The sequence below is a fragment of the Aquificaceae bacterium genome, from assembly GCA_037722135.1.
GTDB classification, from domain to species: domain Bacteria; phylum Aquificota; class Aquificia; order Aquificales; family Aquificaceae; genus Pampinifervens; species Pampinifervens sericum.
This window is the reverse complement of sequence record JBBKAW010000075.1, coordinates 1-22,304: the sequence shown is the minus strand read 5'-3', so window position 1 is coordinate 22,304 and position 22,304 is coordinate 1. Positions and strand designations below refer to the sequence as shown.

General features: G+C 40.4%; 23 protein-coding genes. 17 read left to right on the top strand and 6 right to left on the bottom strand.

All coding sequences use genetic code 11. The features are described from left to right. Window positions 1–3: 3 nt before the first annotated feature. Window positions 4–120: a hypothetical protein gene (locus WKI49_05515; protein MEJ7621948.1), complete on the top strand. Its 117-nt coding sequence runs from the start codon at window positions 4–6 to the stop codon at window positions 118–120. Here WKI49_05515 and WKI49_05510 read toward each other — a convergent pair. Beyond that, window positions 117–986: a 5'-3' exonuclease H3TH domain-containing protein gene (locus WKI49_05510; protein MEJ7621947.1), complete on the bottom strand. Its 870-nt coding sequence runs from the start codon at window positions 984–986 to the stop codon at window positions 117–119. The two genes, WKI49_05515 and WKI49_05510, sit on opposite strands and share 4 nt — an antisense overlap. After that, window positions 964–1,626, bottom strand: a complete 663-nt coding sequence (gene thiE / locus WKI49_05505) for a thiamine phosphate synthase (protein ID MEJ7621946.1) — start codon at window positions 1,624–1,626, stop codon at window positions 964–966. The genes WKI49_05510 and thiE overlap by 23 nt, the downstream gene beginning before the upstream one ends. A gap of 48 nt (window positions 1,627–1,674) precedes the next feature. Here thiE and WKI49_05500 point away from each other — a divergent pair, with 48 nt between their 5' ends. From WKI49_05500 to WKI49_05455, 10 genes are all read left to right on the top strand, one after another. Beyond that, complete coding sequence (locus tag WKI49_05500; protein MEJ7621945.1) at window positions 1,675–2,148, top strand: Fur family transcriptional regulator; 474 nt, start codon at window positions 1,675–1,677, stop codon at window positions 2,146–2,148. 86 nt (window positions 2,149–2,234) lie between these two features. Beyond that, window positions 2,235–2,594, top strand: a complete 360-nt coding sequence (locus WKI49_05495) for a lytic transglycosylase domain-containing protein (GenBank protein ID MEJ7621944.1) — start codon at window positions 2,235–2,237, stop codon at window positions 2,592–2,594. An 86-nt stretch (window positions 2,595–2,680) separates the two neighbouring features. Then, window positions 2,681–5,200, top strand: coding sequence for a dynamin family protein (locus tag WKI49_05490; GenBank protein ID MEJ7621943.1), 2,520 nt, complete (start codon window positions 2,681–2,683; stop codon window positions 5,198–5,200). Then, window positions 5,181–7,871 (top strand): dynamin family protein, encoded by a 2,691-nt coding sequence (locus WKI49_05485; protein MEJ7621942.1) that lies wholly within the window; start codon window positions 5,181–5,183, stop codon window positions 7,869–7,871. The genes WKI49_05490 and WKI49_05485 overlap by 20 nt, the downstream gene beginning before the upstream one ends. Before the next feature lie 31 nt (window positions 7,872–7,902). Next, window positions 7,903–8,487, top strand: a complete 585-nt coding sequence (locus tag WKI49_05480) for a hypothetical protein (protein MEJ7621941.1) — start codon at window positions 7,903–7,905, stop codon at window positions 8,485–8,487. Next, on the top strand, window positions 8,484–8,849 hold the full coding sequence (locus WKI49_05475) for a hypothetical protein (GenBank protein ID MEJ7621940.1): 366 nt from the start codon (window positions 8,484–8,486) through the stop codon (window positions 8,847–8,849). The genes WKI49_05480 and WKI49_05475 overlap by 4 nt, the downstream gene beginning before the upstream one ends. A gap of 124 nt (window positions 8,850–8,973) precedes the next feature. Beyond that, the gene (locus tag WKI49_05470; GenBank protein MEJ7621939.1) at window positions 8,974–9,876 is read left to right on the top strand and encodes a hypothetical protein; all 903 of its coding nucleotides are present in this window, start codon (window positions 8,974–8,976) and stop codon (window positions 9,874–9,876) included. Window positions 9,877–9,913: 37 nt separating this feature from the next. Next, complete coding sequence (locus tag WKI49_05465; GenBank protein MEJ7621938.1) at window positions 9,914–10,036, top strand: hypothetical protein; 123 nt, start codon at window positions 9,914–9,916, stop codon at window positions 10,034–10,036. An 81-nt stretch (window positions 10,037–10,117) separates the two neighbouring features. After that, window positions 10,118–10,816, top strand: coding sequence for a RibD family protein (locus WKI49_05460; GenBank protein MEJ7621937.1), 699 nt, complete (start codon window positions 10,118–10,120; stop codon window positions 10,814–10,816). After that, window positions 10,794–11,234, top strand: a complete 441-nt coding sequence (locus WKI49_05455; protein ID MEJ7621936.1) for a ribonuclease H-like YkuK family protein — start codon at window positions 10,794–10,796, stop codon at window positions 11,232–11,234. Before WKI49_05460 ends, WKI49_05455 begins: the two co-directional genes overlap by 23 nt. Here the strand turns inward: WKI49_05455 and speE are convergent. Further along, a complete protein-coding gene (speE, locus tag WKI49_05450) occupies window positions 11,231–12,073 on the bottom strand; it encodes a polyamine aminopropyltransferase (GenBank protein ID MEJ7621935.1) in 843 nt (280 codons plus the stop codon). The two genes, WKI49_05455 and speE, sit on opposite strands and share 4 nt — an antisense overlap. Then, complete coding sequence (gene rsmA / locus WKI49_05445; protein ID MEJ7621934.1) at window positions 12,070–12,819, bottom strand: 16S rRNA (adenine(1518)-N(6)/adenine(1519)-N(6))-dimethyltransferase RsmA; 750 nt, start codon at window positions 12,817–12,819, stop codon at window positions 12,070–12,072. Before rsmA ends, speE begins: the two co-directional genes overlap by 4 nt. Before the next feature lie 17 nt (window positions 12,820–12,836). On the opposite strand from rsmA, the gene yaaA reads away from it, so the two are divergent. Together yaaA and WKI49_05435 are read left to right on the top strand one after the other, a co-directional pair. Continuing rightward, window positions 12,837–13,499, top strand: a complete 663-nt coding sequence (gene yaaA / locus WKI49_05440; GenBank protein ID MEJ7621933.1) for a peroxide stress protein YaaA — start codon at window positions 12,837–12,839, stop codon at window positions 13,497–13,499. Then, window positions 13,489–14,442, top strand: a complete 954-nt coding sequence (locus WKI49_05435; protein MEJ7621932.1) for a glycosyltransferase family 2 protein — start codon at window positions 13,489–13,491, stop codon at window positions 14,440–14,442. Before yaaA ends, WKI49_05435 begins: the two co-directional genes overlap by 11 nt. Window positions 14,443–14,446: 4 nt before the next feature. Here the strand turns inward: WKI49_05435 and mtnP are convergent, their stop codons facing one another. Next, window positions 14,447–15,280, bottom strand: coding sequence for an S-methyl-5'-thioadenosine phosphorylase (mtnP, locus tag WKI49_05430; protein MEJ7621931.1), 834 nt, complete (start codon window positions 15,278–15,280; stop codon window positions 14,447–14,449). Next, on the bottom strand, window positions 15,277–15,891 hold the full coding sequence (gene nth, locus WKI49_05425; GenBank protein MEJ7621930.1) for an endonuclease III: 615 nt from the start codon (window positions 15,889–15,891) through the stop codon (window positions 15,277–15,279). The genes mtnP and nth overlap by 4 nt, the downstream gene beginning before the upstream one ends. Before the next feature lie 182 nt (window positions 15,892–16,073). On the opposite strand from nth, the gene metE reads away from it, so the two are divergent. From metE to WKI49_05405, 4 genes are all read left to right on the top strand, one after another. After that, complete coding sequence (metE, locus tag WKI49_05420) at window positions 16,074–18,350, top strand: 5-methyltetrahydropteroyltriglutamate--homocysteine S-methyltransferase (protein MEJ7621929.1); 2,277 nt, start codon at window positions 16,074–16,076, stop codon at window positions 18,348–18,350. Further along, window positions 18,347–20,329 carry a transketolase gene (gene tkt, locus WKI49_05415; GenBank protein ID MEJ7621928.1) on the top strand — a complete coding sequence of 661 codons (1,983 nt, stop codon included), beginning with the start codon at window positions 18,347–18,349 and terminating at the stop codon, window positions 20,327–20,329. Before metE ends, tkt begins: the two co-directional genes overlap by 4 nt. Window positions 20,330–20,375: 46 nt before the next feature. Further along, window positions 20,376–21,740 (top strand): YchF/TatD family DNA exonuclease, encoded by a 1,365-nt coding sequence (locus tag WKI49_05410; GenBank protein ID MEJ7621927.1) that lies wholly within the window; start codon window positions 20,376–20,378, stop codon window positions 21,738–21,740. 111 nt (window positions 21,741–21,851) lie between these two features. Beyond that, the gene (locus WKI49_05405) at window positions 21,852–22,154 is read left to right on the top strand and encodes a hypothetical protein (protein ID MEJ7621926.1); all 303 of its coding nucleotides are present in this window, start codon (window positions 21,852–21,854) and stop codon (window positions 22,152–22,154) included. Window positions 22,155–22,304: the final 150 nt, after the last annotated feature.

The window sequence follows — 22,304 nt, the reverse complement described above, 5'->3', positions numbered from 1 at the left end:
AATGTGAACCCTATTCTTGAAATGGCGAAGCTTATTCAAACCCACAGAGCTCACGAGGTTTATTCCAATCTTATAAGGTCTCTTGATGCCATTTATGAGAGGTTTAACCAGAGCTTTTAAAAAAGGCTCTTTTGTGCAGAGGCTTTTGAAAGGCTGTCAAGCTCCTTTATAAGGCTTTTCATTTCCAATTCTTCAAACCTTTTCCTTAATGCGTTAAAGTTAGGGCTTTTTAGTCTTAACTCTTCTTCTTTTAGGCTTAAACCCTCTACTTTTTGCAGTTTTAGAAGAGATAAAGCAAGCTCAAGGCTTTCTCTGTTTGCCTGAGGAAAGGCTCTAAGGAAGTCTTGCCAGTTTCTCAAAAGGTTTTCCACACTACCGTAGGCTTCAAGAACTTTTATGGCAGTCTTTGGACCTATACCCTTTACGCCTTCTATATTATCCACCTTATCACCCACAAGGGCAAGGTAGTCTGGAAGTTTTTCTGGTGGAACGCCAAACTTCTCCAAAACTTTTTTCCTGTCAAAGACCTCACCGCTTATGGGATTAACCACTACCAGCCTTTCACACACAAGCGACAGTATATCCTTGTCTGGTGAGTAGACTTTTACAGAAAAGCCTCTTTCAAGAGCCCACCAGCTTACGGTTGCAATTATGTCATCCGCCTCATAACCTTCCACTTCATACCTTTTAATGCCAAGAAGGTCAACAAGCTCCTTTATAACTGGTATCTGGACCTTTAAGGGGTCTGGCATGGAAGGTCTTTTGGCTTTGTATTCTCTATAGACCTCTTCTCTCTTTGTGGGTGCAGGCAGGTCAAAGGCTATGGCAAAGTAAGAAGGCTTTTCTGTTTTTAGTATGGAAAAGATAGCCCTCATAAAGCCGTATATGGCGCCGGTGGGAAAGCCAGACCTTGTAGAAAGAGGTGGAAGAGCAAAAAAGCTCCTATACAGAAAGGCGGAGCCGTCAAGGAGATGCAAAACCTTCATGGAGAGCCCTTCTGTAATAGCCTTTCATAGCTTCCACAAGGCTTCTTGTAGCCTTTTCCACATCCTCAAAACCCAGTATGGCAGAAACCACCGCAATACCCTTTGCACCCGCAGAAAGCACCTCCGCAACCCTGTAGTGGGTTATGCCACCTATGGCTACGATGGGCTTTGAGGTTAGCTTTACCGCTTGACGCAGACCCTCTATACCCACCAATTTGTAGTTTGCCTTTGTGGTAGTCTCATACACAGAACCAAAGCCTATATAGTCTATGGGAAGATGCTCCACCTCTTTTAGCTTATCCACAGAGTTTACTGAGTATCCTATAAACATTTTGTCTCCTACAAGTTTTCTAACCACATCGGGAGGAAGGTCTTCTTGACCCACATGAACACCGTCCGCAGACACTGCAAGAGCTAAGTCCACCCTATCGTTTACCACAAGCTGAACATTATACCTTTGAGTGAGCTCTCTAAGAACCAAAAGCTCCTCATACATCTGCCTTGTGGACTTGTTTTTAAACCTATACTGGAGTGCAGTTATTCCACCCTTTATGGCGGACTCTATGGTAGATACGAGGTCCCTGTCCATAAAGTAGCGGTCATCGGTTACAAGGTATAGGGTTAGGTTTGGCTTTTTCATCCTTTCCTCCTGTTGCAAATGATATTCAGTTAGACTATATTATAAGATATGCAGTTGGAAGAACTAAAACAGAAGTTTGAGCAGTTTTTGCGACAGAACGGACACAAGATAACTAAGGGCAGGTTTGAGATAATAGACAAGATAGCCAGCTATGGTACTCACTTTGAGATAGAAGAACTTGTCCGCTGGATAGCAAACCAAGACAGGTCTATAGCAAGCAGGTCCACCATATATAGAACTGTTAGACTTCTCCAAGAGTTTGGCGCGGTAAGAGAGGTAATAAAGCTGGGCAACAGAACCATATACGAGTTTACCGCAGGAAAGCCACACCACGAGCATCTCATATGCGTGGAATGCGGGAAGATAATAGAGTTTTACAAAGAGGAAATAGAAGAATTACAAGACAAGGTATGCGAAGAACACAACTTTACACCTCTGAACCACAGACTTGAAATTTTTGGTATATGCTCGGATTGCAAGGTAAAAAAATATGAGAATAGAAGGCTGGAAGTTGGAGCTTAAAACTACGAGAGCAGGGCATATAAAACCCAGCGAGGACTTTAGCTCTCATCTTAACTCTGCTATGGAAAAACAGCAAGAGCATGTAAATAAAGAATCCTTGCCAGCAAAAGTATGGTATCCCTAAGGAGTTAATCTATGCAATAATAAAGCAAGAGAGCAATTTCAACCCTATGGCTTACAACAAAAACAAGGATGGCACAGAGGATAGAGGTCTCATGCAGGTCAACTACCAGCACAACCTAAGGCTTATGAGAGAATATGGCATAACAGACCCAAACCAGCTTTTTGATATAGAAACCAACATAGAGCTTGGAGCAAGGATACTCTACGAAAACTTCCAAAGGTTTGGCAACTGGGTAATGGCTGTAAAAGCCTACAATGGGCTGAAGGCAGACAACTGGGACTATGTGAGGAGAGTTTTTGAAAAGCTTTCTCTTTTTAGGTGAGCTTGAGATTTATGACCTCTTGACAAGGAAGTTTTTGTTTGATATACTAAAGGGGAGAAAGTTAAGATAGGGTAGGAGGTGTGGCTATGGAGAAGGAAACCAACCAGCTAATAGAAAAGATAAAAGCTGTAGTCTCCTCAACAAGGGATTTGCTAAGTAAATTGGAAGAAAGAGAGGATATTCTAAAGGAATTTGATATTGATATTTCCAACTCTAAAAAGGACGAAATAAGGAAAGCAATAAAAGATTTGGAATATTACAAAGATAAACTTGAAAAAGATATCATAGAGGTGGCATTCGTTGGTTTGGAAAAAGCAGGAAAAAGCACCCTTATAAATGCAATAATCTCAAAGGATATACTACCATCTGATAATAAGAGGACTACATATACAATAACACGGGTGGAATATGATGAAAATCAGAGGGTAGAAGTTACTTTTTATAACGAAGAGGAGTTCAATAATGAAGTTTTTAGAAGATTGTTAAAAGAAATAGAATATCCTAATTATGAACGTCACACAATTGACACTGTTGAGAAGGGTGATATTGAAAGGTATTTTGAAAAACTTAAAAAAGAAAATCCTAACTTGTATAGTAAGCATGCGGACACTACCAAGAATGATATTCTCGAAATATTAGAAGGTAAGAAAGAGATAAAGAAGCTATTGGGAAGGGGTAAACTCACAAAGACCTTTGAAAACTTGGATGCTGAAACAAGGAGCTATATAACTGACAAGCACAAAAGTAGAGCGGTTAAGGAAGTAAGAATATACACTAATGCTTTGAAAGACATAAAGAACGTCATAATCCTTGATATGCCAGGTTTTGATTCGCCTACGTTAATACACTTCAAGTTTACAAGAAGTAAGATAGACCAAGCGGACGCGGTGGTGTTTGTAAAAGAGGCGGTCAAACCAAGTATTAACAGGTCAGAAGCGGAGATAATTAGAGATGCAAGAGATGATGAAGGCGTTGCTTTAAAGGATAAGGTTTTTTATTTTTGCAATAAATCCGACATGTTTCGTAGTAAGGAAGAGCTTGAAAAAGTCAAGAAAGATTTCAAACAAGAGCTTGAGCGGTATAATATACTCAAAAATGACAGCAGAGTAGATAGGATAATCTATGGTTCTTCTCTTGCGGAGCTTCAGAAAAAGGGTGTATATGAGGGAGAAGAAGCATATAAAAAACTACAAGAGCTTGGCTTTGCGGATACAGGAATACAAACTCTATTAGACAGAATAAGAGAGTATAACCAAACGGAGAGAAAGGAGGTTCTCTTAGAAAGAATTCACAGGCGTTTTAGAAAAGTGGAAGATTTTGTTAAGGAACTTCAAGAAAAGCTGGAAAGGATTGATATAGAAGAGATTCCTATGGATACGTATATGGAAAACTTTCTTGCCACTATAAGACAAAGTAGAGAATTAATAGAAAAGGGACTTAATGAATTTCATATCAAGAAAAAACATGAATTAGACAATGGAAATATATCAGAGGAAATCAAAAAAGAGTTGGATAGGATACTGGCTTCTGGGGAGCTTCTAAGTGAAGATAGAGTAGAAGACATTAAAAAGAAACTTGCCTTGCATACCTCTACAAAGGAAGAAAGACCAGATGCATTTAATAGAGAGCTGAGGAAGGAACTTAGCGATATCATAAGGAAGAGGATTTATTCAACCGTTCAAAAGCATATAGAATTGGACCTTAAAAAGGTAAGAGAAGATATAGAGAAGATTTTCTTAGAAGGTTTTAGGATGAATGAGATAAATGAGGCATTTTTGGAAGGATTACGTGAGCTCCTAAGAAAAAATAATGTAGACTTTTCTCCTGAAAAATTTGATTTTACGAAACTTATAGAAAGGTTTGGTGGAGATGTCATACAACTACTTATCCTAAATCCGCTTGCATCACAGGACAGAGAAAACAAGTTTAAGGAGATAGAGAAGGAGTTTTATAGCTTAATAGCCTACCATAAGGACTTTAATCCAGAAGAGCCACCTGCTAAAATGCGAATAGTTAATGTCTTACTTTGGCATGAGGATGATTTTGCACAGATAGAAGAGAGATTTAAAAAGATACTTGAGAAAAAAGACATACAGCTAAGTGAGGAAGAGTTTGAAGAGTGTAAGAAACTTATACTAAAAAGTTCTGACGCTGAAGAGCTTTTGAATAAACTGGAAACCAATAAGTATTTGGATAGTGATAATGTGAAAAAAACTATTGAGCAGTATATTAAGTCAGAAGCTACCAAAGAGAAAAAGAAGGAAAGAAAGATAGAGCCTCCAAAGAACTATGATGAAGTTATACAGGAGATAAAAAGGGATATTGATAACCTCAGAAACTTTCTCATAGATTGTGTCGTTAATGCTATAAACATAGAAAAGTTAGTCGTAAATCAGCTAACTTCTTATATAAATATGATTATTTCTTTGATTAAATCGGAGGATTTTGAGGACTTCGTCCGTAGAAACATGAAACATATAAGACCAGAGATATACAGAGAGGTTGGAAAGCGTGCAGAGGAAAGTGAGTTTTTAAAGGAATTAAGGCAAAAAGTAAAGGCTGTTATAAACTCTTTGGAGGGGAGATATGAATATAAAAGTAGTTAAAGTCAGAACCGATAAAGAAATGTATGATGCGGTATTGGAAGGTAATATTCCAGTATTGGACTCGGATAAAGAGCTTTATAAGATTTTAGAAGAGGTTGGGAAAAGTATAGATGATGATGAGATTAAGTATAATCTGAAGACTTGTAAGAATATACGCTTTAGTAAAGATTTAATGTTGTATGTAGATGGGGTCAAAGAGCGTAGTTTTAGAGAACTTTATGAGTTTGTTGAGTATTACTATAGAAATGAGGATATGTTTAAGAGAGATAGGCACGAAAATAAATTCAGAGATGTATATCTTGTCTTTGATTTTGACGAAGAAAAGGAAAAGGATACGGGAACGGTTAAGAAGTTAAAGGAAGAGTTCTTTGATACTATTCAACAGCTGATATACCTGGATATACACATGGATGTTTATACGAAAGGTTTCTTGGAAAAGAAGAGGATAGTGGAAGAGTTTAAGAAGGAGCGTTGGAAATTTGAAGAATTGGTTAAAAAGGCTATAGATGAGATTGATAGTCTGATTGCAAATACGAAGGATACTGAAGAGATAAAGAGCACAGCTTTGGAAAACTTGCATAAGATAGGAGAGCTACTATATAAATTGGAAAGTGAGATAAAAATAGCGATTTTTGCCACAAAAAAGACTGGTAAAAGCATGGTGGTAAACGGTTTAATTGGAGAAGAATTAGCTCCAACGAGCCTTGAGCTTCCAACTCCTTGCAATATTCTGTTTAAACCCATAGAGGAGAATAAGATTATAGTGCGTGATGAGAAGGAAGAAAGGGAATTTACTAATGCCTATGAAGTAAAAAATTATTTGAAAGAGAAATTTGAAAAAGTAAAGGAAGAGGGGTACAGAATACCAGATATTGAAATTTCATATCCATATAATATGTATAAGACTAAGAAATATATGATTTATGATACTCCTGGACCTGACCTTGCGACTAAAGAACAGAGTATGGGACATAGTGAAGTATATAAAACTGCTTTGAGTAATTCTGATGTTGCGGTGTTTATCATTGACTATACCAAATATGCTCAACAATCAGAGGTTGACCTTTTGGAAAGTATTAGAGAAGAGTTCAAAAACAGAGATATGGTTTTAATATGTGCGGTCAATAAGATAGACCAAGTTTTTAACGATGCTGACTCTGAAAAGATGCCTATTAGAATAGCGGACTTTATCCGTGCTAAATATAAGAGTATGGGTTATAGGAATATAATAGTTATTCCCATATCCGCTATGACTTATTTCTACATGCAAAAGTTGGCTAATAGATTTCCTGAGGTAAAGGGTGAAGATTTTGCTGGTGCTTTGGAGCGTATTAAGAGCATTATCAAGGCTAAAGAAGAACCTCAAAAAGAATACAAGACTTATTTAGCATTCATACGAAATATAGCAGGCAGTTTGGAAACCATTTATGACATAGAAGTCTCTTACGAAAGCATTATAAAGTTCTCTGGGTTTGAACTTTTTAGACGATACGTGGAACAAGTAGTCTTTTCAAAAGCTGAGGTTGATAGAGTCTATAATGTGATTACTAAAATAGGAATACACTATAATGCAATAAAGAACGAGATAGAGAACAGGCTAAATATTTTAAAAAGACATAAAAGTAGTATAGAGAATCTTTCTAAGGAAATTGAAGAGTTTGAAAAGAAAGACCTGAAGGATATAAAGCAGGAAATAGAAAGTCTAATAGAAGAATTACAAGGTAAGGAAAAAGAATTGAAAAAAGCTGTTAGGAGTATTCTGAAAAGCAGTTTTAAAAGAGCGGAGAAAAACTCTAAGGAAGCTCTTAAAAACAATTTAAAGGAAATTAGAGATAAGTTTTCGAATGATGATAAATACAAAGATATCATTTCAAATAGGACTACTCCAGATGAATTCCTTGAAGAGTTCAGAGAATCGTTATTAGAAGTAGTTGAAAATAGCTTGAGATCTACAGGCTTGGAGGAACACATAAAAGATGGAATAGACGCTCTGTTAGAAGAAATTTCCAAACAAAACGAAGATATCAATAAAGAAATAGAAGACTTAATTAATAAGCTAAGAGAAAAGGTTCTTCACTTGAATAAAAAAGCTAAGGAAATACTGTATGGGGAGGATAAAGCTATAGAAGAAGAGTTTAAGGATATGTTGAGTTTACCAATCTTTAAGCCTGAAATTAGTCTTAGTGAAATAGAGAGTTTAATAGAGATAATTCTTGAAGATTACAAGAATATGAGTGTTGACACTTTTGCATCTAACTTTAGAGAAAAGGTGAATATGGAAACTAAAGGATTTATAAATTGGCTGAGGAAACTATTTTTGAAGGAGGATATAGTAAGAGAGCTTAAAGAATATTTCGGAAGGGAATTTGAAGAAATTAAGGATAAGATTGAAGATATTCATGAAAATTACATAGGAGAACTTGAGGATAAACTGGAGGAAGAGATAGATAAGCTTAATTCAGAAATTGAAAAACATTTCAAAGATTTTAGAGGAATATTGGACGAATACTATAAATCAAGCTTTAGCGTTATAGAAAGGGTAAAAGAGGATGCAAAGAGAGAAGAGAAAGATAAGCAAAGGATAATAGATATGTTAGAGCGTGTATACAGTAGTGTGAAACCGCTCAAAGATAGATTGGAAGCTATAGCACAAAGACAAAATTTATTGTAGGATAAATCAAAACACGGAGGTAAAAACAATAATGCTGAATAATACTATAAGCTTAGCTATAAGAGAAAGATATTACGAGAAGATACAGCTGAAAAATGATGAGCTTATTAAGTTCTTTAAAGCTTTTGATGAAAACATCTCCAGCGAAGAAAGACTTGCAAAAATAGAAAAATTTCTAAAAGACCTTGATGATAGGGTAAGGAGAATAACAGGAAAAGACTCTTTCTATTCGCTTTGCTTATATTTGATAAGAGAGCATTATAAAAAGAAAGGTAAAGATGTTGGTCTACAAAATATCCCAGAATTGACTGCAATATACATACTATATACCAGAGCAGGGGAAAGCATATTAGATACATTGAATATAGAATCTGAAGACAAGAAGTTTATATGGGAATTTATAAAGCTTGTTGGTTCATATCTAAAAGATAAAGAGGAAAGCAACTACGAAGAGCGTGTAGGAAAATATGAGGCTGAAATGAAACCTATAGCGACTATTAAGAAGGAAGAGAGAAAGAAAGCTGTTAGCATAAAGGATGTGTTAATTTTTATTGTTGTTGGTATTGGAGTTGCAATTATTACCATCCTAATTCTTAGTAGGTTGTTCCCAATATGAGAATATCTGAACTTACTCAAAAACAAAAGGACTTTCTAAAAAACCTCTTTGAGATTGAGGAGCTTCCGGAGGATATGGAGTTGGAGGAGTTTCTTGCCTCAAGAGGCTGTAAGCTATACGAATGCCTAAGTTGTGGCAAGCTGGTATTTCACGATAATTATGAGTTTTGGAACTTAACGGATTGCTGTGATGACAATTCAAAGCTGGTAGAAGGTGGGCTACTTTGTGAGATATGCTACTCAAGAACTCCAGAAAACCTAAAGCACTGGATATTTTTCAGACCTACTTACTACAAAGAAGTGAACTTTTTGCCACCAGAAGGGAAAAACAAGCCGATAAAAGGGCAACAGGAGGATATATGATGACATTGCATTTCCGCACCATAATCCCAAACTCTAAATCCGTAATCTTTTCTAAAATTTCATTTGCTAAAGAGCAAAGTTTGGTTTATGATAAACTCAACATAATAGTCGGGAGGATGGAAAGATGAAAAAGCTGGTTTTATTGATAGTCTGGGCTATATTTGTGGCTATACTATCTGGTTTAGGATACTACTACTACAGAATGAACTTTGCAAATATATTAATCAAAATCAAGCCAAGCGAGACTTATAGCTATAGTGTAAATCTAATTGAAGTAATTGATATGGATATACAACATGACGGTAGTTTATCTAAACAAGAAGAGGATACTCTTAAGCAAGAATTTAAATACTTTGTCCAAAAAGAACTGAAAGGTGCTATAAATGATATATCTGATTTTTCCGTTTTAATTGAATGTAAATTGAAATTTATACCTAAGGTCTTAGAGCAAAATTACATAAAAGAAGCTAAGGTTATGACAGAAAGATGCTATGAAAAGGTAGCTGGAAGAATTCAAGACTATAGCAATCGTGAATACGAGGTAAGCGATAAAAAAGCAGACATATTTAAGCCTTTAATAGATATACCTTATTGTTTAGATTTTTGTGATGGTAAAAAAATCAAGAAGGGGCAAACTATTGAAGGTATGGTTTATAGTAAGTATATTAATGAAAGGTTGAAAGAAGTATTTGATGACGGGACTATTGCAACCAAGTTAGTTCCAGGGAAGCTTGAATATAAAGTTGAGGATATAGATTGGAATACCGTAAAATTGAAGTTATCTGGTTCATATGGTCCAATACAGGTAGAGGATAAGAGCCTAAAGGGAATTGGTATTTTGGAAGGAACAATATCAGGAAATATTTGGTATGATAGAAGGAAGAGAATCTTTACTCATTCAGAGCTCAACATACCAATGGTAGTCACATTTGAACTTTTTGAAGATACTTACGAGTATAAAATTAAGGGTAAAGTTATTATGAAGCTTTCACTTAATATTAAGGAGACGATGGATTTATCAAAATGAATTAGTGTGGGGACTCCTAAACTCCAGTGTAATAAAGATGCAGACCTTCCAAAAAACTCCTGTTGAAGAACTTCCAAAGGATATGGAGTTGGAAGAGTTTCTTGCCTCAGGAAAACCTAACGACTGGATATTTTCACACCTACTTACTACAAAGAAGTGAACTTTTTGCCACCAGAAGGTAAAAATAAGCCAACAAAAGGGCAATAAGAAGGGCTATATTCATAATCAGGAGGGGAGAGCTATGAAACCGTGGATAAGTATAGTTTCAGGAATAACCATAGATGGTAAAATAGCCCCTGCTAAAGGCGTGTCCTCTAAACACACTATGCCCTTGCCTTTGAAAGTGAGAGTATACCTGCACACCTTGAGGTCAAAGTTTGATGCCATAAGTGTGGGATGCAACACGGTAAGGCTTGATAACCCACGCCTAAGGGTAGAATACACGGAGGGTAAAAATCCTATAAGGGTTATACCGTGCAACAGGGTAGATATATCGCCAGATATGAACGTCTTTAAACCCCCAGGTGATGCTATCTTGGTTGTTCCAGAAAATACAGACCGAAGGGCTTTAGAAGCCTTTATAAGGCAAGGGGTTAAAATCCTGGTCGCAGGCAGAGATAAGATAGACCTTAAGGTCATGCTTGGGAAACTTTACGAACTTGGAATAAAAAGCTTAATGGTAGAGGGTGGTTCAAAGCTAAATGGAAGTCTATTGGCTCTGTCTCTCGTGGATGAGCTTGTAATAATTCATCATCCAATGGTGGTATTTTCAAAGGATGCACCCTCTTTTGCGGAAGCAATGAATGTCCCTGTGCTAAACTTAAAACTTGTTAGTAGTGAAGTTATTGAGGGATACCTTATAACCCGTTGGATTCCGGAAGGGTTGGAAAACAGAAAGAGTGAATTAGAATATCTATATGCCTCTCATAAGGAACATTGAGGAGGTAAAGGAGTTTATAAGAAAAACCTCGCAGAAGACCGCTGTTTATGTGGGCTGTGATTCAAGGCAGGTTAAAAACCACACGGTCTTTGTTTCTGTGGTGGTTGTTCACATAGATTCCTGCAGAGGTGCAAAGATATTCTGGAAAGTGGACAAAGTGCCACGTATAAGGTCTTTGAGACAAAGGCTTTTAGAGGAGGTAAGTAGGGCGGTCTATCTTGCCCTTGAGATTTCTGAAGTGGTTGGCAACAGACCTTTTGAAGTCCACCTTGATATAAACCCAAACCCAGAGCATAACTCCAGCGTCATACTCAAGGAAGCCATAGGTTATGTGCTTGCCCAGGGTCTAAAGCCTGTGGTAAAGCCTCATTCCGTCGCAGCTACTACTGTGGCGGACTATATTACCGGCAAATACTAAAACACGTATTCACCAGATATGAGCCTGTTATAGAAGCTCTCTGGTAGGAAGGCATGACGGTGCATGTCCGCAGAGTATAGCTTTGTCTGAACCCTTACCTCTCTGGAAGGCTCTCTTACGGGGTACTTTTTAGAAGCTATGGACATGGTCCACCAGTATCCTGCGTATCCTGGTATTACCGCGGTGTAGAGGTCTACTATTGGAAAAACTTTCTTAAGAGCCTTTTGTATTCTTCTAACTATTTCAATGTGGTAGTGTATGGACTCTGTCTGACCCACGTATATGCCGTCCTCCTTGAGGGCTCTGTAGACATACTTAAAGAACTCCTCTGTGGTTAACACGTGGGCAAAACCCACTGGGTCTGTGGAGTCTACTATTATCACATCAAATTCATTCTCATAGTCTTGAATGTATTTGTAGCCATCCTCATTGAGGATTATTGCTCTTGGGTCTTCAAAGGCGACCGCCATGGTAGGTAAGAACCTTTTGGATACCTCTATAACCTCCTTGTCTATGTCCACAAGGACAGCCCTTTTAACCTCTGGGTGCTTAAGAACTTCCCTTAGAACTCCACCATCACCACCACCTATTATAAGAACATTTTCTGGGTTTGGATGGGCATAAAGTGGCACATGTGCCATAAACTCGTGGTAGATGAACTCATACCGCTCATCACACTGGGCTACACCATCAAGGATAAGGATTCTACCAAAGTGAGGCGATTCCACCACCATTATTTCTTGATACTCGCTTTTGCCATGATAAAGCACGTTGCTTATGGGATAGCAATGTCTTATGGGTGCATATGGGTCTCTTTCCATAAAGAAGGTGTCCATCATCGCTTTTCACCTCTCAGTTTTTGAAGCATATTATAAAGCATAAGAACACTGTCTGGCTCAAGAGTTTCAACTCTACACATGGGGTCAATGCCTGCTTTTAGAAGTATAGTTTCTGGAACTTTATTCTTTAGAGCCTTTCTTCTCATGGAGTATAAGCCTACCAAGAAACCCTTATAGTCCATAAGGTCTAACTTTGGAAGCTCCTCTCTTCTGCTTAGCCTAATAAGTCCAGACTGCACCTTTGGGGGTGGCACAAAGAAGCGCGCAGGCAAGCTCATAAGATACTCAACCCTATAAAAGGTTCTCACAAAGGTAGAAAGCCAAGAAGCTCCCTTTTGAATTTTCTCTGCCACTTCTTTCTGTAGCATGTAAACTGCCATTGGAATGCAGGAATGGTGAAAAACCGTGTTTTCTAATATAAGACTTGCCACATTATAGGGTAGATTTCCCACTACTTTGAGGTTTTCTCCCAGAGAGCAAAGGTTAAACTTAGTGGCATCTTCTTTGTGAATAAACACTCTCTCCTCTTGTATGTCTCTATGAAGAATTTCTACCATCTGCGGGTCTATTTCTAAAAGATGAAGCTCTTTGAAGTTCTTCTTTAGGATTTCTTTTGTTAGGTTTCCAGTGCCTGGACCTATCTCAACCACTATGTCCTCCTCTTGGAGCTCCAAAAACTCCACTATGCGTTCAAGGACACCCTTTGCCACAAGAAGGTGTTGACCGAGATGTTTTTTGAGCTTCATGCCTTATAATTTTAGGCATGTTTCTTTTCCTCTTGCCATATAGCAGGCTTCAAAGGAAGTTGGTCTTTAAAAATTGTGATGATAGCAGGTTTACACTTGAGGAGTTTGAGCCTCTTGCAAGGTCTATTGAAAAGGAGTTTGTCAAAGACTACTCTCTCGCACCTTTGTATAGAAGATTTAGGAATGTTTTTTGGGAAAGTCTGGAGCTGTGGGTCTTGCCTCCTCCTGTGGTTAGATACATAGAGGAAAATTCCTGGGTCTTGTCTCCTTTATATGGTCTTGTTAAACCTACCGCTTGCATTCCCTTTGCACCCGTATCTTGGAAGGAGTTTTATGGAGAGAAAACTCTTATGGATTTTTGGAAAGAACACATTAGAAACCTCTCAAAAAAGCTCCTTTCTGAAAAGGTTGTCGTTTCCTTTGTTGGTAAACCTTATGAGAAACTCTTTGACCTAAAACATGCCAAAGGCTTTTTGAGCTTTGAGTATTATAGGAAAGACCAAAGGGTAAAATTGCCCTATAAGCACTACGCCTATACGCTAAGATACATAGCTGAGAAAAACTTGAGCCTTTCGGAGCTTGAAAAGATAAACTTCTATGACTATAAGGTGGAAAGTGTAAAAAGCCTTGGCAATAAAACCTTGGTGGTTATGAGGTCGGAGGGTAGGTATGAAATCTAATACACATATCTCCATAGTTATACCTGCCTACAACGAAGAAGACAACATACCCATACTCTATGAAAAGTTAAAGGGAGTTCTTGAAAGGCTTGGAAGAGAGTATGAGATTATTTTTGTGGATGATGGTTCTGTAGACAGGACTTGGGAAAGGCTAAAAGAGATAGCGGAAAAGGACCAAAGAGTAAAGCTAATACGCTTTAGGAAAAACTACGGGCAGACCGCTGCCATGTATGCAGGCTTTCAGCATGCCACCGGAGAGGTTATCATAACCTTGGATGCGGACCTTCAAAATGACCCAGAAGACATTCCCATGCTATTGCAAAAGTTGGAAGAGGGCTATGACATAGTAAGCGGGTGGAGAAGGGATAGAAAAGACCCCTTCCTCTCAAGGAGACTACCTTCTATGATAGCTAATTGGATAATCTCAAAGGTAACTGGTGTGGAGCTTCATGACTACGGATGCACTTTAAAGGCTTACAGGGCGGACATAATAAAAAGGCTTGAGCTATACGGGGACATGCATAGGTTTCTGCCAGCACTTACAAAAAGGTTTGGAGCAAAAATAACAGAAATTCCAGTGAGGCATCATCCAAGATTGTATGGAAAGTCAAAGTATGGTATCGGTAGGACTATAAGGGTCATTCTTGATATTTTCTTGGTAAAGTTCCTAAACGAATACATAAACAAGCCCATGTATGTTTTTGGGACTTTTGGCTTTATCTTGCTTAGCTTGGGTCTTTTGGCACTCTTTTACCTTGTCTTTCTCAAACTCTTTCTTGACCAAGATATAGGAAGGAGACCCCTCCTAATTCTTAGCGTTCTTTTCATTCTTGCAGGTATACAACTCATATCTACAGGAGTAATAGCAGAGCTTTTGGTGAGGATATACTATAGGACAAAAGAAGACAAGCCTTTTGTAGTGGAAGAAAAGGTAAATTTGTAATCGCCTAAACCTCCGCACCATCTAATATGCGGTCGCAACCACAAGTTCTTTCCTCCGGTAGCCTCTTTACAAACTCAACTATCAACCTGCCTATTTCTTGCTCCTTTTCCTTCATAAGACCTATAACCTCGTCGCTGGTTAGCCTGTAGCCTGCTATACCTGCTGCAGGGTTTGCCACTATGCATATGCTTGCATAACACATGGTGAGCTCTCTGGCAAGGACCACTTCAGGATAGCCTGTCATACCTACCACATCGCCACCAAGCCTTTCTATAGCCCTTATCTCCGCCGGTGTTTCAAACCTTGGTCCTTCCGTGCAAGCATAAACACCAGAGGGATGGTAGGAAAGTTTTAAGTCTTCCAAAACCTCAAAAAGAAGGCTTCTCATCTGAGGACAGTATAGCTGGCTTGCGTCTATGTGAACTACCTTTCCTTCTTTCAAAAGTTTGGCTACCTTGTCATTGCCATCCACAGGCAGAGAAAACTTACCTTCATAAAAGGTATCTTTTCTGTTTTTTGTAAGGTCAAGAAGGTCGTCAATTACCACAAAATCTCCTGGCTTAAAAGCCCTATTTATGCCACCAACCGCAGACACAGCCAAAACTCTATTTACACCAAGCTCCCTCAAAGCCCAGAGGTTTGCCCTATATGGCACAAGATGAGGGGGGTATACATGTCCTTCACCATGCCTTGAGATAAAGGCAAGCTCCCTATCTCCCACTTTGGCTATTACCACTTCAGAAGAGGGTTCGCCAAAAGGCGTCCTTACTTTAAGTTTTTTCACTATTTCAAAGCCTTCAAGTTTATAAAGTCCACTGCCACCTATTACGCCTATCATAACTCCCTCGAAGGACAGAGGTCATAAAGAGGACACTCGTGATGCTTTGGCTTTTGTGCGGTGCATATATACCTTCCAAGAAGAACAAGGAGGTTAGAGAATTTCCCCCACTGTTCCCTTGGGACTATTTTCATTAGGTCTTTTTCTATCTTTTCAGGTTTTTTCTCCTTTGTTAGACCCAGTCTTTGACTAACCCTTGACACATGCGTATCTACCGCAATACCTTCGTTCTTTCCAAAGGCGTTGTATAGGATAATGTTAGCACTTTTCCTGCCTATTCCAGGCAGGCTTGTGAGAGCTTCCATACTGTCTGGAACTTGTCCTCCAAACCTTTCCATTATCTGCTGACAGGCAGACTTTATAAACTTTGCCTTGTTTTTATAGTAGTTTATGGAGCTTATATCCCTTTCTAACTCCTCTAAGGTTGCTTTGAGGTAGTCCTCACAGCTTCTGTATTTCTTAAATAACTTCTCTGTCACTTGATTTACCTTTTTGTCTGTTGACTGTGCTGCAAGTATAACAGCCACCAGTAGCTCAAGCGGGTTTGAAAAGTTCAACTCAAGCCTGTCCGGAAACACCTTTTCAAGCCTTGAAAGGATTTCTTGCACCATCTTATATCTGGATAGAATTATACCATGTAGGTTTGCTTGGATGCACCTATGGTGTTGAGAAACGGTGTAGACTTTATTCAAGGCTTTATATTTTCCAAACCAGAGCCTTATCCCAAAATAAGACAGATAGAAGAGTTGGCATATAATAGTATTTCGTCCTATTAAGGTAGGAGGTATTTGGCATGAAAACCCTTGCCTATGGCTTCCCTAAGCTTGGAGAGAAAAGGGAGTTCAAAAGCCTTCTTGAAAACTTCTGGAAGGGCAAAATATCAGAGCAGGATTTCATAGATGGCATGAACTCTTTGAGGGATTGGATTGCTAGGCTCTACAGCCAGTATGTAGACCTTTTCCCTTCTGGAGACCTTTCTTACTACGACTTTATGTTGGATATGTCCATAACCCTTGGTGCAATTCCCAGAAGGTTTGGAGAATACAAGGGTCTTGAGACCTACTTCCAGATGGCACGTGGTGCTCAGGCTCTTGAAATGACAAAATACTTCAATACCAACTACCACTACCTTGTCCCAGAACTTGAGGGCAAAGACTTTAGGCTTTTCAAAAACATACCCCTTGAGGAATACTCCTATCTAAAAGGCAAAGGATACGAGGCTCTTCCAAAGGTAATAGCACCCTACACTTTCCTTAAGCTCTCAAAGGTCTTGAAAAGGTCTTCTCTGTCAGATTTGCCCCTTTATGAGCTTTCAAAGTTGGAAGGTCAAAAGGACTTTGAGGAATATCTCAATGCGGTGTTTCCAGCTTACGAAGAGTTGCTCAAGGCACTAAGTTCTGCGGGTGCACAGGTGGTGATAATGGAAGACCCTGCTTTGTGTCTTGATATGCAAGATTGGGAGTGGGACTTGGTGCATGAGACCTATGCTTGCTTGAGTAAGTATGTAGACCTTTATGTGATAACCTACTATGACAGCGTTTCTAACTACAAGAGGTTTGTGGAGCTTCCTGTCAAGGCTCTTGGTTTTGACCTGGTCTCTAACAGAGAAAACCTTGAAAACCTAAGGAAGGAAGGCTTTCCAGAGGAGAAGGTTTTAATAGCGGGCATTATAAACGGCAGGAATGTGTGGAAGGCAAACCTCAGAGAAAAGCTAAACCTTGTGGAAGAGCTTGCTAAACTTAGCAAAGAACTAATTATTTCCAACTCTTGTCCCCTTTTCCATCTGCCTGTGAGCGTAGAGCCAGAGGATAGCCTGCAGGAGGGTCTAAAGGAAAGGCTTTCCTTTGCGAAGGAAAAGCTAAGAGAGCTCCACACCATAAAGAAGGCTCTACAAGGAGACCAAGATGCGATAAGAGAAGTGGAACACTCAGAAAAGCTTTCCACACAGGCTTTTGGTGTAAGAGAGGAAGTAAGAAGAAGGGTCGCATCCCTTACCGCCTCGGACTTTGAGAGGGATGTGCCCTATGCGGAAAGGATAAGGCTACAGCAAGACCTTTTGAAACTTCCTCTTCTTCCCACCACTACCATTGGCTCTTTCCCACAGACAGAGGAAGTAAGGAAAACAAGGACCGCATACATCTCTGGGAAAATAACAGAGGAGGAATACAAGGACTTTATAAGGAAACAGATAGAACACGCAATAAGGGTTCAAGAGGAGATAGGGCTTGATGTTTTGGTGCATGGTGAGTTTGAAAGGACGGATATGGTGGAGTTCTTCGCTCAGAAGTTAGAAGGTATTGCGGTCACAAAGCACGGATGGGTGCTCTCTTACGGCTCAAGGGTTTATAGACCACCCATAATATATGGCGATGTTTACAGACCTGAGCCTATGACGGTAGAGGAGATTAGCTACGCACAGTCTCTCACGGAAAAGCCTGTAAAGGGCATGCTCACAGGTCCTGTAACCATACTAAACTGGAGCTTCTACAGAGAAGACATAAGCAAGAGAGAAATAGCCTATCAGATAGCTCTGGCACTTCTTGAGGAGGTCAAAGACCTTGAAAGGGCTGGCATAAAGATAATTCAGATAGACGAGCCTGCCTTTAGGGAAGGTGCACCTCTCAAGAGAAGGGACTGGGAGGAATACTTTGACTGGGCGGTAAAAGCCTTTAGGCTGTGTTCCAAGGCTCAACCACAAACTCAGATACACACCCACATGTGCTACAGCGAATTTAACGAGGTTTTGGAGTATATCTATCAGATGGACTTTGATGTAATCTCCATAGAGGCTTCACGGAGCAAGGGCGAGATAATTTCTGCCTTTGAAAACTTCAAGGGTTGGGACAGGCACATAGGCATAGGCGTTTATGACATACACTCTCCTGCCATTCCTACAAAGGAGCAGATAAGGGCGGTTTTGGAAAGGGCTATGAAGGTTCTGCCAGTGGAGATACTGTGGGTAAACCCCGACTGTGGTCTAAAGACCAGAAGATGGGAAGAGGTCATTCCATCCTTGAAGAACATGGTAGAGACCGCACAGGAGCTTAGAAAAGAGCTGGTTCAGGCATGAGTAGGGATGAGATTCTTATAAACACTATAAGGTTTCTAAGTGTAGACCAAGTAGAAAGGGCAAAGTCGGGACATCCCGGCATGCCTCTTGGTGCAAGCCACATAGCTTATCTTATCTTTGACCGTTTTCTACGCTTTAATCCCAAAAACCCAAACTGGATAAACAGAGACCGCTTTGTTCTATCTGCGGGTCATGCCAGTGCCATGCTTTATTCTCTCTTGTTTGTGATGGGATATGACCTTACGCTGGAAGACCTAAAGGCTTTTAGACAACTCGGTAGTAAAACTCCAGGACATCCCGAGAGCTTTCTCACTCCCGGCGTGGAGGCTACCACTGGACCACTTGGTCAAGGTATAGGCAATGCGGTAGGTATGGCACTTGCAGAAAAGTATCTTGCCTCTTACTTTAACAGAGAGGGCTTTCCTATAATAGACCACTATACCTTTGCACTGGTAAGCGACGGAGACCTTATGGAGGGTATATCCTGCGAAGTGGGAGAGCTTGCAGGACACTGGAAACTCCACAAGCTCATAGTAATCTGGGACAACAATAAGGTTTCCATAGATGGACCCACATCCCTTGCTTGGTCTGAGGATGTATGCAAGAGGTTTTCCGCTTTTGGCTGGTATGTCCAGCACATAGAGGATGGCTACAACCTTGAGGAGCTTGAGAAGGCTATAAGGAATGCCCTTTCTCAAAAGGAGAAACCTTCCTTTATCTCAGTCAGAACGCATCTTGGCTATGGCTCTCCAAAGCAGGACGATGCCAGCGTGCACGGTGCACCCTTGGGAAGGGAAAAGGCACTTGAGACGAAGAGAAACCTCAAGTGGGTAGAAGAGGACTTTTATGTGCCAGAGGAAGCCTTAAGCTATAGAGAGGAGAAAATAAAAAGGGGCAAAGAGCTTGAGGAAGAGTGGAACAGGCTCTTTGATGCATACGCTAAGAGCTATCCAGAGCTGGCACAAGAACTCCTTAGGGTTTTCAAAAGGGACTGGGGAGAGGAATACAGAAAACATATCCCAGTTTTCACAGAGGCTATGGCAACCCGTCAAGCAAGCGGTAAGGTTTTAAATGCCATAGCTCCCCATATACCTACCCTCTTTGGTGGCTCTGCAGACCTATCTGAGTCTAACAACACCTACTTGCATGGCATGGGAGACTTTTCTGCGGAGAACCCTACTGGAAGAAACCTGCACTTTGGCGTAAGAGAGCATGGAATGGGTGCCATACTTAACGGTATGGCATACCATGGTGGCATCCTGCCTTATGGTGGGACTTTTCTTGTCTTTTCTGACTACATGAGACCCTCCATTAGGCTCGCCAGTATGTCCGGTTTGCAGGTAATTTATGTCTTTACCCATGATTCCATAGGGCTTGGAGAGGATGGTCCAACCCATCAACCAGTGGAACAGCTCTCTTCTTTGAGGCTCATTCCTAATCTTTGGGTTATAAGACCTGCGGATGCCAATGAAACTGCAGTAGCATGGGACATGGCAATCCAAAGAAAAGAGGGACCAACCGCACTCATACTCACAAGACAAAAGCTACCCCTAATAGACAGGTCTAAGTATCCACCAGCACAAAACATCACAAAAGGTGCTTACACACTCCTTGACTGTGAGGGTATGCCAGAGCTAATCTTAATAGCGAGTGGTTCAGAAGTCCACCCAACGCTAAGGGCTGGTGAAATGCTCTCTCAGGAAGGTCTAAAGGTAAGAGTGGTTAACATGGCGAGCTTTGAGGTCTTTGAAAGCCAAGAGGAAGAATACAAAAGGTCAATATTACCCCCAGAGGTAAGAAAAAGGGTGGCGGTAGAAGCTGGAAGAAGCCTATGCTGGCACAAGTATGTGGGACCTGAAGGACTTGTTATAGGACTTGACACCTTTGGCAAGTCCGCACCGGGCGATGTGCTTATGGAACACTTTGGCTTTAGTCCAGAAAAGATAGTGAAAAGGATAAAGGAACACTTTAGCCTATGATAAGTCGCATTGAAAGAAAGCCTTTGGAAGATATCTTTTTATCACTATGATAGACACGCACTGCCACCTTGACCTTTTGAAGAAGGAAGACTTGGAGGAAACCCTCCAGGACAAGGGATTGGAGTATCTTATAACGGTAGGATACGATAAGAAAACCATAAAAAACGCCATAAGGCTCTCTGAGGAAAACCCTCATGTCTTTTGTGCGATAGGCTTTCATCCCCATGAGGCGGACAAGGTAAAGGAAGAAGACCTACTGTGGCTAAAGGAGACCGCACAAAGATATCCAAAGGTGAAAGCTCTCGGAGAGATGGGTCTGGATTTTTATAAGGACTACTCTGATAGAAAAAAACAAGAAGAGGTCTTTAGAAAACAGATAGCCATAGCCAAGGAGCTTGGACTTCCCATTGTGGTGCATTCAAGGGAGGCGGAAAAGGAAACCATAAGGATTTTGAAAGAGGAGAAGGCATACGAAGTGGGTGGCGTAATGCACTGTTTTACGGGTTCTTACGAGTTTATGAAAGCCTGTCTTGACTTAGGCTTTTATATATCCTACTCTGGCATAATTACCTACCCCAACGCTCAAAACCTCAGAGAAGTGGTAAAGAGGACACCTACCTACAGACTGCTCATTGAAACGGACGCACCCTTCTTGGCACCTCAGCCTGTGCGAGGCAAACCCAACAAGCCACCCTACATACGCTACACCGCAGAGGTTATGGCACAACTTATCCCCAACAGCTCCTTTGAAGACATAGAGAGGATGACCTCAGAAAACGCCAAACTGCTCTTTAACCTCTCCACCAACGGTCGTAAGGAAACCATAACCTATGTAATAAACAACAAGCTATACATAAACCTTACCAACAAGTGCAATCTCCATTGTGAGTTTTGTCAAAGGGAAAGGGAGAGAAACTTTATGGTAAAGGGCTATTGGGTTTGGGTATCCAGAGACCCCTCTGTGGAAGAGGTGATAAGGGAAATAGGAGACCCTACAAAATACGAAGAGATAGTCTTCTGTGGATACGGCGAGCCTACTTTGAGGTTTTCTGCTCTCAAGGAAATAGCCAAGTGGGTAAAGGAGAAAGGTGGTAAGGTGCGTGTAGATACCAACGGGCTCATGTTTACCTTCCTTCCAAAGGAAAAGCTAAGAGAATTAAAGGGTCTTGTGGATGTGTGGTCGGTAAGTCTTAACGCACAGGACAAGGAAACCTATAACAAAGTCTGCAGACCTGCACAAGGAGATGCCTTTGAAAAGGTTGTGGAGTTTATAAAAGAAGCTGTCAAGGAAGGCTTTGAGGTGGTTGCCACCGCCGTGGACTACGAGGGCGTGGATATGAAAAAAACCGAAGAACTTGCACGCTCTTTGGGAGCAAGGTTCAGAGGTAGGATATACGAATCGGTAGGTTAAGACCCTGATAATCAAAATCACAATGGGCATGCTACAATTGATGGTTGGGGGGTATCAACATGGCAGAGGGGGTAAAAAAACCTCATAGGAGACAAGGGTGCTAAGGCGGTTATGCGCGATGCAGGTGAGCAGGCAGGACCCAAACTCTTAGAGAGCCTAATAGGGCATTTCCCCGAGACATTGCCTAAAGAAGAAGCTCTCAGAAGAGCCTGCATAATCCTTGAAGACCTTGGCTTTTCCAAATCCATAAGGATGGAAGATGGAAGGGTTATAGCAGAAGAGGATATCTTTACCGATACCATAGTGGGCGAAGACCTTATCAATTCGCCTGTGGTCTACTTCTTTGCTGGACTTATAGAAGGTTTTGTTTCCTTTATGAGCGACCAAAGGGTGGTTCTTGTTATCCAAAGCTAATAAGACATTTCAAAAGAGGATGGCTTCCTCTCTTACTCTGGGCTTTCTTCGTTATCCTTTTCTTTAGCCTTGCAAAAAACAAACTACATCACTACATAGTTCCTCATCCTATAGAAAAATATTCCACAGGATGAGGTTCGGCAGGCAAGG